At 59.7% G+C, this 14795-nt stretch carries 11 protein-coding genes, 1 pseudogene and 1 riboswitch; of the genes and pseudogenes, 2 read left to right on the top strand and 10 right to left on the bottom strand.

Features of this window, described 5'->3' with window-relative positions:
• Positions 1 to 88 precede the first annotated feature (88 nt).
• The 5 genes and pseudogenes from RHE_RS08140 to clpP all read right to left on the bottom strand — a co-directional run bounded on the left by RHE_RS08140 (position 89) and on the right by clpP (position 6869).
• Positions 89 to 998: pseudogene (locus tag RHE_RS08140) on the bottom strand (DMT family transporter).
• 82 nt (positions 999 to 1080) lie between these two features.
• Positions 1081 to 1232, bottom strand: a riboswitch (FMN riboswitch).
• A gap of 117 nt (positions 1233 to 1349) precedes the next feature.
• Positions 1350 to 1625, bottom strand: a complete 276-nt coding sequence (gene hupB, locus RHE_RS08130) for a DNA-binding protein HupB (RefSeq protein WP_003558438.1) — start codon at positions 1623 to 1625, stop codon at positions 1350 to 1352.
• A gap of 206 nt (positions 1626 to 1831) precedes the next feature.
• Positions 1832 to 4249: an endopeptidase La gene (lon, locus tag RHE_RS08125; RefSeq protein ID WP_011424914.1), complete on the bottom strand. Its 2418-nt coding sequence runs from the start codon at positions 4247 to 4249 to the stop codon at positions 1832 to 1834.
• 412 nt (positions 4250 to 4661) lie between these two features.
• Positions 4662 to 5939, bottom strand: a complete 1278-nt coding sequence (gene clpX / locus RHE_RS08120; RefSeq protein WP_004680013.1) for an ATP-dependent Clp protease ATP-binding subunit ClpX — start codon at positions 5937 to 5939, stop codon at positions 4662 to 4664.
• Between the two features lie 300 nt (positions 5940 to 6239).
• Complete coding sequence (gene clpP / locus RHE_RS08115; protein ID WP_003573944.1) at positions 6240 to 6869, bottom strand: ATP-dependent Clp endopeptidase proteolytic subunit ClpP; 630 nt, start codon at positions 6867 to 6869, stop codon at positions 6240 to 6242.
• Between the two features lie 388 nt (positions 6870 to 7257).
• On the opposite strand from clpP, the gene RHE_RS08110 reads away from it, so the two are divergent.
• Positions 7258 to 8511 carry a GGDEF domain-containing protein gene (locus RHE_RS08110; RefSeq protein ID WP_041678859.1) on the top strand — a complete coding sequence of 418 codons (1254 nt, stop codon included), beginning with the start codon at positions 7258 to 7260 and terminating at the stop codon, positions 8509 to 8511.
• A gap of 152 nt (positions 8512 to 8663) precedes the next feature.
• Positions 8664 to 9908: a cytochrome P450 gene (locus RHE_RS08105; protein ID WP_011424912.1), complete on the top strand. Its 1245-nt coding sequence runs from the start codon at positions 8664 to 8666 to the stop codon at positions 9906 to 9908.
• A 61-nt stretch (positions 9909 to 9969) separates the two neighbouring features.
• Here RHE_RS08105 and RHE_RS08100 read toward each other — a convergent pair whose 3' ends face one another.
• The 5 genes from RHE_RS08100 to RHE_RS08080 form a co-directional block, all read right to left on the bottom strand.
• Positions 9970 to 12096, bottom strand: coding sequence for a bifunctional diguanylate cyclase/phosphodiesterase (locus RHE_RS08100; protein WP_011424911.1), 2127 nt, complete (start codon positions 12094 to 12096; stop codon positions 9970 to 9972).
• A 217-nt stretch (positions 12097 to 12313) separates the two neighbouring features.
• A complete protein-coding gene (locus tag RHE_RS08095; protein WP_042118237.1) occupies positions 12314 to 12658 on the bottom strand; it encodes a cupin domain-containing protein in 345 nt (114 codons plus the stop codon).
• 184 nt (positions 12659 to 12842) lie between these two features.
• Positions 12843 to 13154: a DUF982 domain-containing protein gene (locus RHE_RS08090; protein WP_011424909.1), complete on the bottom strand. Its 312-nt coding sequence runs from the start codon at positions 13152 to 13154 to the stop codon at positions 12843 to 12845.
• 279 nt (positions 13155 to 13433) lie between these two features.
• Positions 13434 to 13811 (bottom strand): VOC family protein, encoded by a 378-nt coding sequence (locus tag RHE_RS08085; protein ID WP_011424908.1) that lies wholly within the window; start codon positions 13809 to 13811, stop codon positions 13434 to 13436.
• Positions 13812 to 13903: 92 nt separating this feature from the next.
• On the bottom strand, positions 13904 to 14575 hold the full coding sequence (locus RHE_RS08080; protein WP_244425782.1) for an AAA family ATPase: 672 nt from the start codon (positions 14573 to 14575) through the stop codon (positions 13904 to 13906).
• Between the last annotated feature and the right edge of the window lie 220 nt (positions 14576 to 14795).

Raw genomic sequence — 14795 nt, 5'->3', positions numbered from 1 at the left:
CCCCAATGTCGAACGATCGAACAGAGGGGTTTTGCGGGACTGCCATGACAGAGACATGACAGCCCGCAAGATTATCAGAGGGTCGGCGTCAGGCCGCCTGTTTTTCCCGACGCATCTCATTCCTCATGAGGAAGAGCGACGCGGAAAGAATGAGTGCAGCGCCGAACCACAGATAGCCGGCAGGCGCATAACCAAAGAACAGCCAGCCGGCGAGCACGTTGAGCGGTAGCTTCAGATCATCGAACGGCTGGACATAGGCGGCGTCGGCGCTGGCATAGGCTAGGGTTCAGCAGATATTGCGCCACGACCGTCAGGAGGCCTGCCAGAAAGAAGAGCGCGAGGGCCGCGCCTGTCGGCACGGCGAAGCCCGCCACAAGCGCCAGACCGCCGTTGATCGGCGTCAGCAGCACCAACAGCCAGACGGTGATGGTCTCTGGCCTCTCGATACCGGTCAGGCTCTTGGTGACAAGCGAGGAGGAACCCCAGAGCAGCGCCGAGAGCACTGGCAGAAGCGCCGCCCAGGTGAAGCTGTCCGACCATGGCTGGAGGATGATCATCGCGCCGGCAAAGCCGACACCCGTCGCTGCCCAGCGGGCCGGGCCGACGCGCTCACCGAGGAACAGGCGGGCGCCGAGAATGATGAAGAAGGGTGAGGTCATGACCAGCGCGATCGCTTGCCAGATCGGCACTGAGGCAAGACCGGAAACCCAGGCCTCGACACCAAGCGCGGCAAAGACGACGCGCACGACGTGCCGCCAGGGATAGTCCGTACGCATAGCCGCAAGGCCTGATTTGCGCAGAAAGGGCAAGGAGAAGAGGAGGGCGAAGGCATATTGCCAGAAGGCTGCTGAGGCTGGCGGAAAGGCGAGCTTCATGGTCAGCCATTGGGTGACGATGTTGAGCAGCGAGAAGGCGACACCTCCAAGCACCATGAAAACGGCGCCGGCAATGGCGCGAGATTGCGAGACTGCAAGGGAATTCTGATTCATGTCTTCCATCCAGAACAGGGACCAACATAAATCAGGACGCATGAGGCGACGGCGCGCAGACGCCGGCAGTCCCCTGCCCGCTCGCGGCCATGCTCATTCTCTTTCATCCGGACTATACCGTCGGCTCCGGAATCGCACCGGATCTGCTGACCCCTCTCCGGGCGAAGCTTGAGAAGGCGCTCGCGGGCTCGGGCCGCAGCCCTTACCGCCGGTGGGGACTTTCACCCCGCCCTGAGAACAGCATCGTTCGTAAAACAATGCGCAGCATGCAGCAAGGGCAAAACAAAAAGGGGTCCGGCAGTGCCGAACCCCTCGAAATCCTGCTCAGCCGTTCTCGTTTACGGCCGGCGGACGATCAAATCAGCCGTTGACGGCGTCCTTCAGGCCCTTGCCGGGCGTGAACTTCGGCACGTTGCGAGCCGGGATATCGACTTCAGCGCCGGTCGACGGGTTACGGCCCTTCGTTGCAGCGCGATGAGAAACGGTGAAGCTGCCGAAACCAGCGAGGCGGATGTCGCCCTTGTTCTTGAGTTCGGCCTGGACAACGTCGAAAACCGCGTCAACAGCGGAAGCCGCGTCAGACTTCGTCAGTCCTGCCTTTTCGGCCACTGCGGACACGAGTTCATTCTTGTTCATGTTTCCACCCCTTTCTAAATGGTATGAAACGACTCAAATCTAAGCTAGGCGCAGAATAGGTTTCATCAGGCCCGCCGGGAACCCAAAAGCCCTGCAAATCAAGGAAAAGCAAGCGTCTCCATGACGTTTTCACAAAAAAGGCTGGCGTTTCCGCCAGCCTTTTCGCGTCTTTTGCGCCAAATGGGCATAAATGTGGCAAATGCCACTCAATGCGCTATGGCCGCGCCCGTGTCATCAAGGCCTTCGACCGAGGTAATGACGGGCGTTTCCACCGTGCCATCCCACTCGATCGGCTCCGGCCGGCGGATCAGAGCGTGCTTGATCACCTCGCCCATACGGGAGACCGGGATGATCTCCATGCTGTTCTTCACGTTGTCCGGAATCTCCGCCAGATCCTTGGCGTTCTCCTCCGGAATCAGCACCTTCTTGATGCCGCCGCGAAGCGCTGCGAGCAGTTTTTCCTTGAGACCACCGATCGGCAGCACACGGCCGCGAAGGGTGATTTCACCGGTCATGGCCACATGCTTGTTCACCGGGATGCCGGTCATGATCGAGACGATGGCGGTTGCCATGGCGACACCGGCCGACGGGCCATCCTTCGGCGTCGCCCCTTCCGGCACGTGCACGTGGATGTCGTTCTTTTCAAACATCGGCGGTTCGATGCCGAAATCGACAGCGCGCGAGCGGACATAGGAGGCCGCCGCCGAGATCGATTCCTTCATGACGTCCTTCAGATTGCCGGTAACGGTCATGCGGCCCTTGCCCGGCATCATCACGCCTTCGATGGTCAGCAGCTCGCCGCCGACTTCCGTCCAGGCAAGACCGGTGACGACGCCGACCTGATCCTCGCCCTCGGCTTCGCCATGGCGGAAGCGCGGGACGCCGAGGTAGTCGGCGATGTTGGCGGCCGTCACGTGAACGGACTTCGTCTTGCCCTTGATGATCTCGGTCACCGCCTTACGGGCGAGCTTCATCAATTCGCGTTCGAAGCTGCGGACACCGGCTTCACGGGTGTACTGCTGGCTGATCGCCATCAGGGCGTCGTCGCTGACCGAGAATTCTTCCGGCTGCAACGCATGTTCCTTGATGGCCTTCGGCAGCAGGTGCCGCTTGGCGATCTCGCGCTTCTCGTCCTCGGTGTAGCCGGCGATACGGATGATCTCCATGCGGTCCATCAGCGGTGCAGGGATGTTCAGCGTATTCGCGGTCGTGATGAACATCACGTCCGACAGGTCGTATTCGACTTCCAGGTAGTGGTCCATGAAGGTCGAGTTCTGCGCCGGATCGAGCACTTCGAGCAGGGCCGAAGACGGATCGCCGCGGAAGTCCATGCCCATCTTGTCGATTTCGTCGAGCAGGAAGAGCGGGTTGGACTTCTTCGCCTTCTTCATCGACTGGATGACCTTGCCGGGCATCGAGCCGATATAGGTGCGGCGGTGACCGCGGATTTCGGCCTCGTCGCGAACGCCGCCGAGCGCCATGCGGACATACTCACGGCCGGTCGCCTTGGCGATCGACTGGGCGAGCGAGGTCTTGCCGACGCCGGGAGGGCCGACGAGGCAGAGGATCGGTCCCTTGATCTTGGTGGCGCGGGCCTGCACGGCGAGATATTCGACAATGCGCTCCTTGACCTTGTCGAGACCGAAGTGATCGGCTTCGAGGATCTTCTCGGCATTGTTGAGATCGGCCTTGATCTTCGACTTCTTGCCCCACGGGATGCCGAGCAGCCAGTCCAGATAATTGCGCACGACGGTGGCTTCGGCCGACATCGGGCTCATCTGGCGCAGCTTCTTCAGCTCCGCATCAGCCTTTTCACGGGCCTCCTTGGACAGCTTGGTCTTGGAGATGCGCTCTTCCAGTTCGCTCATCTCGTCACGGCCTTCCTCGCCGTCACCGAGCTCCTTCTGGATCGCCTTCATCTGCTCATTGAGATAATATTCGCGCTGGGTCTTCTCCATCTGGCGCTTGACCCGCGAGCGGATGCGCTTTTCGACCTGCAGGACCGAGATCTCGCCTTCCATGAAGCCGAGAGCTTTTTCGAGACGCTGCTTGACGCTCGTCGTCTCCAGCATCTCCTGCTTCTCGGTGATCTTGATGGACAGATGCGAGGCGACCGTATCGGCGAGCTTGGAATAGTCGTCGATCTGGCTGGCGGCGCCGACCACTTCGGGCGAAATCTTTTTGTTGAGCTTCACATAGCTTTCGAATTCGGAAACGACCGAGCGCGACAAGGCTTCCAGTTCGACCGGATCGTCATGCGGCTCTTCGAGCACATGGCCGAGCGCCTCATAAAAATCCTCACGGCTCGTGTAGGTGTCGATCTCGGCACGGGCGCGGCCTTCGACCAGAACCTTGACGGTGCCATCAGGAAGCTTCAGCAGCTGCAGCACGTTTGCCACGGTACCGACATTGTGGATCGCCGAAGGGTCCGGATCATCGTCGCTGGCGTTGATCTGCGTCACCAGCATGATCTGCTTGTCCGAGCCCATGACCTCTTCAAGCGCACGGATCGACTTTTCCCGTCCGACAAACAGCGGCACGATCATGTGCGGGAAAACCACGATGTCACGCAAAGGCAGAACAGGGTAGGCAGTGCTGCTCGCTACAGACGTTTTCTTCGTCATTTTATGTCCTTTCCATCGTCCCGTTGCCGGGCTCTCTGCACGGCCGCTTGGGATCGGCCGGCTCTCACTTGGCCCTACAAGTGGAGGTTCTAACTACGCTTTTCAAGCCACGCTAACGCCCGCGTCCCTCGGATGTGACAGCTTTGTTACAACGGAACGTCAACACTATGAAGCCCGTGGCTGGACCGGCGCTTACCAATTCCGGCCAGGCTCATTACAACGCCAGCAACAGGCTTACGAGATCATCCCATCATTGCCAAGCATTACCCCTGCGCAACATCGGCAAAGGCATTTTTGGTCCCACCGGCAAAATACTAACAGCGCCTCACATGATTTTTCAAATAGAAAGGGGCCTGCCGATGGCAAGCCCCCAAAATAATGGTGCGAAAGTGCAAGGTCACGCCGAACAAGGTCACGCCGAAGCGTTGGCCTTTTCTTCCTGGCGGTCGGCATAGATATAAAGCGGACGGGCCGAACCGCGCACCACTTCCTCGGAGATGACGACCTCGCGCACGCCTTCCAGCGTCGGCAATTCGAACATCGTGTCGAGCAGGATCTTCTCCATGATCGAGCGAAGGCCGCGGGCGCCGGTCTTGCGGACGATCGCCTTGCGGGCGATTTCGCGCAACGCATCCTCGTGGAAGGTCAGTTCCACATCCTCCATCTCGAACAAGCGCTGATACTGCTTGATCAGCGCGTTCTTCGGCTCGGACAGGATCTGGATCAGCGCATCCTCATCGAGATCCTCGAGTGTCGCCAGAACCGGCAGACGGCCAATGAATTCGGGGATTAGACCGAACTTGACCAGATCTTCCGGCTCGAGTTCCCGCAGGACTTCGCCGACGCGGCGGTCGTCCTGGGCCTTGACGGTGGCGCCGAAACCGATCGAGGTCTTCTCGCCGCGGGCGGAGATGATCTTGTCGAGGCCAGCGAAAGCGCCGCCGCAGATGAACAGGATATTCGTCGTGTCGACCTGCAGGAATTCCTGCTGCGGGTGCTTGCGACCGCCCTGCGGCGGGACGGAAGCGACCGTGCCTTCCATGATCTTCAGGAGCGCCTGCTGCACGCCCTCGCCCGAGACGTCGCGGGTGATCGACGGATTGTCGGACTTGCGCGAAATCTTGTCGACTTCGTCGATGTAGACGATGCCGCGCTGGGCGCGCTCGACGTTGTAGTCGGCGGCCTGCAAGAGCTTCAGGATGATGTTTTCGACGTCCTCGCCGACATAACCGGCTTCCGTCAGCGTCGTCGCATCGGCCATGGTGAAGGGAACGTCGATGATGCGGGCGAGCGTCTGGGCAAGATAGGTCTTGCCGCAGCCGGTCGGGCCGACGAGCATGATGTTCGACTTCGCCAGTTCGACTTCGCCGTTCTTGGAGGCGTGCGCCAGGCGCTTGTAATGGTTGTGAACGGCGACCGACAGGATCTTCTTCGCCTGACGCTGGCCGATGACATATTCGTCGAGGACCTTGATGATGTCCTGGGGCGTCGGCACGCCGTCGCGGGACTTGACCATCGAGGACTTGTTTTCCTCGCGGATGATGTCCATGCACAATTCGACGCATTCATCGCAAATGAAGACGGTCGGTCCGGCAATCAGTTTCCGGACTTCGTGCTGGCTCTTTCCGCAGAACGAACAATAGAGGGTATTCTTGCTGTCGCCGCCGTTGCTGCCGCTGACCTTGCTCATATCACTTTCCTTCCAGCACGCCGCATTTCAAGGCGAAATCGCGGTCCACTCTATCAGCTCCTGGCGGCACTCCGTTTCCGGAGCCTTTGCCGAGAAGGGCTTCAGGGGCTACGAACCGGTCCCAATCAACCATGTCCAGGTTCCGGCGGCAACGAATCCCCTTCGAATGCCAAATGCTATGTCATAAAAATTCAACATAGCATTAAAGTTACTATTAGCGTCTTCGCCGCCAGATGAAAGCCTTGTTCGATCACAAATGAGATAGAACTGTGGCGGCGAAAACACCATCCCAATTAATTACTAGGCCTGCTCGCCTTCCATCTCGAGGCGCGACGTCAGAACCTTGTCGATCACGCCCCAGCCCTGGGCCTCGTCAGCATCCATGAAATGGTCACGATCGAGGGTCTTTTCAACTTCCTCATAGGTGCGGCCGGTATGCTTGACATAGACCTCGTTCAGGCGGCGCTTCATCTTGAGGATATCGCGGGCGTGGCGCTCGATGTCGGAAGCCTGGCCCTGGAAGCCGCCCGAGGGCTGGTGCACCATGATGCGGGAATTCGGCGTGGCAAAGCGCATGTCCTTGTGGCCGGCGGCCAGCAGCAGAGAACCCATGGAGGCGGCCTGGCCGATGCAGAGCGTCGAAACCGCCGGCTTGATGAACTGCATCGTATCGTAGATAGCCATGCCGGCGGTGACGACGCCACCGGGAGAATTGATGTAGAGGGCGATTTCCTTCTTCGGGTTTTCGGCCTCGAGGAAGAGAAGCTGGGCGCAGACGAGCGTCGCCATGTGATCCTCGACGGCGCCGGTCAGGAAGATGATGCGTTCCTTCAACAGGCGGGAATAGATGTCGTAGGAGCGTTCACCGCGGTTGGTCTGTTCCACGACCATCGGCACGAGGGCCATTGCGGTATCAACTGGGTTTCTCATGTGCGTCCTTTGTCAACGTCATGCCGGCCGACGCCGGGAATCAAAGAAAATGTCTTATCCCTACATAGAGTGTCCCTGCCCTCCTCTTCAAGACACGCATGAGGATAACGTTAAGAAGGCGGGTCAGGCGGCCGTTCGCAGCCTCTTTCTCGCAAACGCCTGCTGACCGCGAGCCCTCGACACCGTCTCCCCCGGCTTTTCTCCATGACAGGATGAAGGAAAGCTTACTCCATTCGGCACTGCTCACACACGTTTACCCAACGGAAAGCCTATCGCCAGATACGAGCCAAAAATCATGCCGCAGTGCAACGACATTAAGGAAGTGGCGAACTTCCTCAGCAAGGATGCGAGCACTAACAGACAGGTCGACGGGCAAGGGGTTGCTGCCGTGTTCAATATTGCTACAGGTCTCGCCATCTGGTGTTCGGAGGCCATGACGCTCGCTCTGGTGCTTTTCGTCGCCTGGCGCCACAATATCAGGAACGAAGCCTATCTTTATTGGGGCCTCGGCTTCTTTCTGACCGCCGTCGGGTTTGCGATGATTGCTCTAAGCGGCCAGGTGCCCAGCCTGCTGTCCATCGAAATTGGCAATGCCATTGCGCTGCTCGGCCAGAGCGCCTGGGTTGCGGGGTTTCTCGCGCTCGATCGCAAGAAGATCGAATGGTGGGCGCTGCTGCCGCCGGCAGTCTGGCTCGCCGGCGTCTTCCTGCCCTGGGTCAACACCGACTATTCCAACCGTGTGGTGCTTTACAATCTCGCTTCGGCGACCGGTGCGACGGCGCTGGCGCTGGCGGTTGCCGCCGGCGACATGCGCCGCGAGCGCACCCGCGTCAAACTGATGGGCGTATTCGTCATCCAGGGCTGCTTGTGCTTCGGTTCGGCGTTTACCATGGCGCTGACGCTGCCGAACGATATCGAGGCAACCAACCTCGGCGGCGCCTCCGCCATGGCAAGCGCCTTCCTGCTGACCATCGCCTTCGCCTTCACCTGCCGGCTGATCATGGAGCGCTCCGAACGCCATCTGCGGACGATGACGCTGACCGATTCTCTGACCGGCGTCCTCAACCGCCGCGGCCTGCTCGGCTACTTCGACGCCATCCAGGAGAGAGCCCATAACGAACAGCGCAAGGTCGCGGTGATCCTTTTCGATCTCGACCATTTCAAGCGCGTCAACGACCGCTTCGGCCACCAGTCGGGCGACGCCGTGCTCACTGCCTTCGCCCGCATGGCCCGCCAATATATTCCACACCACATCTTCGGCCGCATGGGCGGTGAGGAATTCGCCGCCTTCGCCGCGGTCGCCGACCAGACGGAAGCCGAGGCGATCGCCGAAGCGATCCGCACCGAATTCTGCCGTCTGCCGATCAGCACCGGCGAAGCGATCGTTCCGGCTACTGTCAGCATCGGCATCGCGCTCTCCTCCTCGATCGAAGCCAATATCGACAAGCTGATCTCGGCCGCCGACCGGGCGCTCTATGCGGCCAAGGCCGCCGGCCGCAACTGCACGGTCACATTCGGCGAAGCCGAGGCGGCAGCCCCGGCACCGGCCGCGCCGAGCACCACCGCCGGTGAACTCGTGCCGACAGTGGATGACCAGATCGAAGCCTTGCGGCGCATGGGTACGCTGTCGCGCGCCGGCTAGCATAAGCTTCGAAAATCGGAAATCGATCCGGGTTACGGGCAAATTCTAATGCGATGAAGCCCGATCGGACGAGCGGCCGCTTGGACGTGCGTTCCAGGACATCCCTGCCCTCACATCTTTTCGAAGCCCGGCAAATCCGCTAAGCCTCGGCCATGATGATACCGCCCTTTCTCTCGATCGACCGCGCCAGCCGCCATGTCTCGCTGGACGCCCGCAATCCTGATTTCTACGGCAATCCGAACGCCGTCTATGCCGCACTTCACGCCCATTGCCCGACCTTCTATTGGACGGAGCAGAAGCAGTGGTTCTTCACCGGCTACGACCACGTGAACGCACTGCTGCGCGACCGCCGCTTCGGCCGGCAGATCCTGCATATCGCCAGACGCGAGGAACTCGGCCTGGCCGAGCCGATGCCGCATCTTGAAAGTTTCGACCTCTCGGAACGCTATTCCCTGCTCGAACTCGAACCGCCGGAGCACACGCGGCTGCGCACGCTCGTCAACCGCGCCTTCGTCTCGCGTCATGTCGAGAAAATGAAGCCGGAGCTTGCCGAACTCGCCAATCGCTTGATCGACGGTTTCGCCGATAAGCGCGAGGTCGAGCTGCTCTCGGCCTTTGCCGACATCATCCCGGTGACGATGATCGCCCGCATGATCGGCATTCCGGAGGAGATGGGGCCGCAGCTGCTCGCCTGGTCGCATGCCTATGTCCGCATGTACATGTTCGGCCGCACGCGCGAGCAGGAAGACGAGGCCGAGCGGGCCGCGAAGGAATTTTCCGACTATGTCAGGACTGTGATCGCGGAGCGCCGCAACGCGCCGCGCGACGACCTGCTCACCCACATGATCCATACCGAGCACAAGGGCCAGTATCTGACCGAGGAGGAGCTGATCTCGACGACGATCGTGCTGCTTAATGCCGGGCACGAGGCAACCGTACACCAGATCGGCAATTCCGTGCGCACTATCCTCGACAGCGGCTCGGATCCGGCCGTGCTCTTCCGGGACGAGGCCACGACGGAGCGCACCGTCGAGGAAACTCTGCGCATCTGCGCGCCGGTTCATATCTTCCAGCGCTGGGCGCTGGAGCCTGCCGAAATCGACGGGGTCTCCTTCAAACGCGGCGACAAGGTCAGCCTCATCCTCGCCGCCGCCAATGTCGATCCGGCGAAATTCACTGATCCCCTCACCTTCCGGCCCGATCGCAACGAGGCTCCAAACCTCTCCTTCGGCGCCGGCATCCATTTCTGCATCGGGGCCCCACTGGCGCGGCTGGAGCTTAACGTCGTCCTTCCGATCCTGTTCGAACGGCTTGCCGGCCTCAGTCTGGCGAAGACGCCCGTCGTCAAGGACGTCTATCATTTCCACGGGCTCGACCGCCTAGATCTCCTGTGGTGATCGGCACGGAACGCCAGATCGGCCGAGGTTCCGCGCAGTCTGCCGCCGCGATCTCGCGGCATTACGCTGCCTGTTCTTGAAGCTTGCTGGAGATGTCGTCCGCCGACATGGGCTTTCCGATCAAATAGCCTTGCAACTGGTCACAGCCAGCCTCCCGCAAGATCGCCGCCTGACGGATATTCTCGATGCCCTCCGCTGTGACGGGAATCTGCAGGGCGGTCGCCAAAGAGATGGTCGCCTTCAGAACATCGGCGCCATTCGTGGCCTGGTCGAGAGCGGAGACCAGCGAGCGGTCGATCTTCATTCGATCAAAGCCGAACTGCCGCAATGCGCCGATGCTTGCATAGCCGCAGCCGAAGTCGTCGAGCGCGAATTTGATACCGACCTTTTTGAGGTGATCTATCGACCGGCGGGCCTGATCCGGATTCGTCATGAGGACGCCTTCGGTGATTTCCAAGGTCAGCCGCCTCGGATCGAAATCGCGTTTCTGCAGGAGGGAGATCACGTCGGCGGCAAATTCAGGATTACAGAGCTGGACCGGCGAGACGTTGACGGACAGGGCCATACCGGGCCAATTTCTGGCATGCTCGATCGATGTTTTCAGCATATGACTGCCGAGCGCATCGATGAGGCCGCATCTTTCGGCAAGCGGTATGAAAATCTCCGGACTGATATTTCCTGTCGCAGTGCGCCAGCGGGCCAGCGCTTCAAGACCGGTGACAACGCCCGTCGTCGCAGAAACGAGAGGCTGGAAAACAGCTTCGATCGCACCATTGCTGATCGCACTCTTCAACAGAGATTCCAGTTCGGCGATCCTTTGGCGCTCCCGATCCAGCTCGGGGTCATATTCGATCGCCCGGCCTTTCCCATTTTCCTTGGCGCGGTAGAGGGCCATATCAGCCCTGCGCAAAAGCTCCAGAGGCTCGATGTCTGCGTCACGCGCAGCAGCGCCGATGCTCGCACCAACCTCGATCGTTCGTCCGTCGATTTTGAAGGGTCCGGCAAACAGAGCCAGAATCGTCTCTTCTATTTCCTGACGCGCGGCAATTCCGACCTGGACCAGAGCGAACTCGTCGCCCCCCAACCGGGCCACGGCAACGACTTCGCGGTGGCAGGCGATCAGCGCGTTCGAGACGATCCGGATCAGATCATCCCCGACCGCGTGCCCCCAGGCGTCATTGACGGCCTTGAACCCATCAAGATCGACCAGGTAGAGCCGAGGCGGCGCACCTTCCGAGCCTTCCAACTCTTCCAGCATGGCGAGAAGCCCATGCCTGTTCAACAGGCCGCTTAGACTATCGTGATTTGCTTCGAAAATCGCTGCCTGCGCCAGGTGACGCAGACGCCGCGCCTCGGATGCGCCCACCAGCAGAACGCCGGCCAAGAATAGCACCAGGATGATGGTAGCGGCCGCAACAAAAGGATAGACCTGTTGGAACACAGCGCTTCCCGGCGCTTTGCTCGGCCAGACGAGATGGCCGATGACGCCACCCTTCATATCAGTGATCGGTGTGTTCAGCACGCCCGGCTCGGGCGCGGCGGCAAGGCGCAAGCCCTCGAGTTCGTGTTCGTTCGAAAGCGTGCTAAGAACGTCCGAGTTGAATGCCTTGTAGAAGCTCAGCACGCTGAGCTTCGGAAGCTCGCCTTTTTTCTCGAAAGGCTGGATTGGCTGTGATGCGATGAGAGCGATGCCGGTTTCCGTCTTGATGAAATTGACCACCGGCGCCTGTGGGAAATCGATGGCCGTATTGATCTGCCGGTAGAAGGCTTCGCCGAAAAAGGCGCTTGGCTGGAAGGGCTCGCCTTTGGAATAGGCGGAGACGATCGACGAACGGTCGGGACCGGTCACGATGGCGCCGTCGTAGAGCGCATAATCCTCGCTGGTTTTACCCCAGTTCTCATAAGCCCAATCCGCAGCGCCGGGAGATGCGATCGCCTTATAGGCATCATCCCATACGGCGTTATCAGTCGTTGTCGCGCTCAGGCGAGCCATAAAGGCCGCGATCGCCGCGCGGGCGGCGCGGCTGGCTCTGGCGTCATCGATTTCGTTCGCCGACCGCGTCATCGTGGCGACGACATGCGCCACGAGGCCGGTCAGGACGAGCGCGACGACAATGAAGAAAACGGTTGTCGCAATGATGGAAGACGTTTGGGTTCGAACGTGCCTACCCGCAAGATTCGACGACATGCCAATCCCGAAAAGATGAATTTCAAGGCCATGTCTATAGTGACGGCAGGAGACATCATGTCCGCAATGCGCTGCAGATAAGGTCTAGCATTTGACGATGTAGGTTCCATTAATGGGAAAGATCAAATGCCTTCTATCCGCGAAAGAGAAGCGGTTGTTTCGGGGTAAACGGATCATAATCGCCGCAAACCGGGACAGACCGCCATCGCGCAGCCGTTCAGACCCTGATCACATAGTCCTTGCGAGTCGTTTCAACGACTTCCCAGGTTCCCTTGAAGCCAGGCCTCAAGATCATCCGGTCGCCGGCCTTGAGATGAACCGGCTCACCACCGTCCTCCGTGACGATCGAATGGCCAGACAGCAAGCTGAAGTATTCCCACTCCTCATAAAAGATCCGCCACTTGCCGGGTGTCGCCTCCCAGATGCCGGAATAGAGGCCGCCTTCGGCTTCCTCCAGATTCCAGGTGCGAAAATGTGGATCGCCGGAGATGATCCGAGCGGGCTCGGGGGCGCTGAACTCGGGTGCGACGCCACCGAGGTTGAAGGTGATAAAATTCATCATGGACCTCTTCGACATCAGTGTCCTTCGCGGCGAAGTTCTGCGCGCGATTGTTTGAAATCTTTACAATCTATCTCTCGTCCGCACAGGACATTAACCGCGCTTAAAAACTTCAGGAGCCCCGTCTCCACCTTGACACCGCGTCCGGCGCAACGCCGTGTTGACGAGGAGCCCGTTGGAATAGGGGCTATGCTGGCGCGCCTGAGCGCAGGTCCGGTCGCCGCTCTACCACGCGCTGCTGAACGACCGTTAGAGCAGCGATACCCGCTTCGTCGGCAGCACGCAAAAGCGCCTCGCGGAATCGTTCCGGGTCAATTTTCCCGCTAATTGCATCGACGCAGGCCTTTACGGCAGAGACATATTCCTCGCCGTCGTCGGAAGGCCAGTCGTTAATCAGGAGATGCGCCGCATCGCCGAGCGTCCGGACGATCTTGCGCGTTGCCGGACCGCGCAAGGCAAGCGCGACCGGCGTGAATGCCGATGATGTATTCCAGCACATTGTCCCCGAACCCTCAAGGCATGATTACTGCAATCCTAACTGCGCAACATACGCTTGTTTCCTGAAATTTGGAATTGAAAACCGAGCGATAAAAACCGCTCCAACGCGAAGTAGCGGAAACTAAAGAAAGGGCTCAAGGACCTCATCCGAGCCCTCTGAGCTACGGCGACATGTGTCGCGCTGATGACAAGGGCAGCAACTGACCGAATGTGCAACCGGTGGCCGCGGCGGAGCCACAGCGTGTTTGACACGAAGCCCATTGCCGCCATGATGGACCGGTCAGTTCGTATGGGTGTTGGTCACTCTGACATAGTAGCCGTCGGGATCGACAAGGCGAAAGTCGCGCAGTCCCCAAGGCTGCATGGCGAGGGCGGAAAGTGGCCAGCCGCTCTCTTCCGCCTTGCGATAGGCATCCTCGACATCAGCGACCTTCAGGACGATCTCGACGCCGAGGCCGATCCTGTTGCCGATTTCGCCGCCTAATGGATGATCGCTCGAAAGGGCGCTTTGCGAATTGATCGCGATGACGGCGTCGCCGTTTCTCAACATCGTATATTCCGTGCTCGCCGAGCCCTCGACTTCAAAGCCTAGGACTCGCTGATAGAAATCAATCGATGTCTGAGGCGTTTGGACAAACAACTCCAAAGTCAGGTTCAACTGGGCCTCCCTCTACGCGAATTCTATGCTTTTTACCAGAAGAAGCGGACGAACGCCGCACTGGAGGCCAGGCTTCAACTGCCTGGTCGGGATCAAACAGGCTGCCGCCGCAATTCGCGAAGGACTCGTTCAATTCCCTGTTCCAGCGTCAAGTTCGATGTGTCGAGAATTTTGCATTCGTATGCCGCTGCTTCATGCCGTAAGAAGGCGGCCCAGTTCATCATATCCGGATTTGCCAACTCAGGCTGGCCTCGATCAATCGACAGGCGCCTGGCTCTGGTGTCGTCGTCGCAATCGATCAGGATACAGGAATGCAAACCGATCCCGGCACGTTCGGCAGCTTCGGCCAGAAAGGAAAAGCGCGCCTGGCCCTCAAACAGGACGCTGCGCCCCTTTGTCAGGAGCGGCGACAGTCGAGCCATCCATCCGAAAATGGCCGCTCTCTGCCATCCTTCGACAGAGCCGAATTGATGAACCATCTCCTGGACGGGCGGAACGCCGATGCGGTCTTTGTAAAAGACGTCGATCTCTTGCCCATGCAGCCGCTCAACAGCTTCGGCAATTGTCGTTTTCCCGACCCCAGATGCACCGGTGAGAATGACGAAAGGCATGATTGCTCCATCCACCGCGGCCAGCAAAAGGTGGCGGCGGTCGTATTCCAAAGGTCGTCGGGCCGACATTACGACGTCCGCCCCGAAGGTTGGCGAGGGCCGCCTCTTCAACGGGCGCGGCACTTCAAAGGCGAGACGCCTTAGATCGTTCATCGAGCGCGCCGGCGTCTTAGGTCGCAAGGCTATTGCGCGAACTCTCGGACTACCGCGGCACCATCGTCACGTGAGCAGGCGCTGGAGGCCAGCTACTTCATAAGGGACTATGCCCAGATCGCCTCGGTCAAGAACTGAGGCGACCGCCGAAATACGAACAAGGCACGTGACCTATCTATTGCCTATTAGACTTTGTTGCTGGCCTCGTATCGGATTTCGA

Source organism: Rhizobium etli CFN 42 (genome assembly GCF_000092045.1).
In the GTDB taxonomy this organism is placed as follows: Bacteria; Pseudomonadota; Alphaproteobacteria; order Rhizobiales; family Rhizobiaceae; genus Rhizobium; species Rhizobium etli.
The sequence above is the reverse complement of the archived record's forward strand: the minus strand, read 5'-3'. Positions and strand labels throughout refer to the sequence as shown.

What these genes read in the sequence shown, in the direction of transcription:
- hupB (WP_003558438.1), bottom strand. Translation starts at nt 1,625, where the DNA reads ATGAACAAGAATGAACTCGTGTCCGCAGTGGCCGAAAAGGCAGGACTG.
- lon (WP_011424914.1), bottom strand. Translation starts at nt 4,249, where the DNA reads ATGACGAAGAAAACGTCTGTAGCGAGCAGCACTGCCTACCCTGTTCTG.
- clpX (WP_004680013.1), bottom strand. Translation starts at nt 5,939, where the DNA reads ATGAGCAAGGTCAGCGGCAGCAACGGCGGCGACAGCAAGAATACCCTC.
- clpP (WP_003573944.1), bottom strand. Translation starts at nt 6,869, where the DNA reads ATGAGAAACCCAGTTGATACCGCAATGGCCCTCGTGCCGATGGTCGTG.
- RHE_RS08105 (WP_011424912.1), top strand. Translation starts at nt 8,664, where the DNA reads ATGATGATACCGCCCTTTCTCTCGATCGACCGCGCCAGCCGCCATGTC.
- RHE_RS08100 (WP_011424911.1), bottom strand. Translation starts at nt 12,096, where the DNA reads ATGTCGTCGAATCTTGCGGGTAGGCACGTTCGAACCCAAACGTCTTCC.
- RHE_RS08095 (WP_042118237.1), bottom strand. Translation starts at nt 12,658, where the DNA reads ATGATGAATTTTATCACCTTCAACCTCGGTGGCGTCGCACCCGAGTTC.
- RHE_RS08090 (WP_011424909.1), bottom strand. Translation starts at nt 13,154, where the DNA reads ATGTGCTGGAATACATCATCGGCATTCACGCCGGTCGCGCTTGCCTTG.
- RHE_RS08080 (WP_244425782.1), bottom strand. Translation starts at nt 14,575, where the DNA reads ATGAACGATCTAAGGCGTCTCGCCTTTGAAGTGCCGCGCCCGTTGAAG.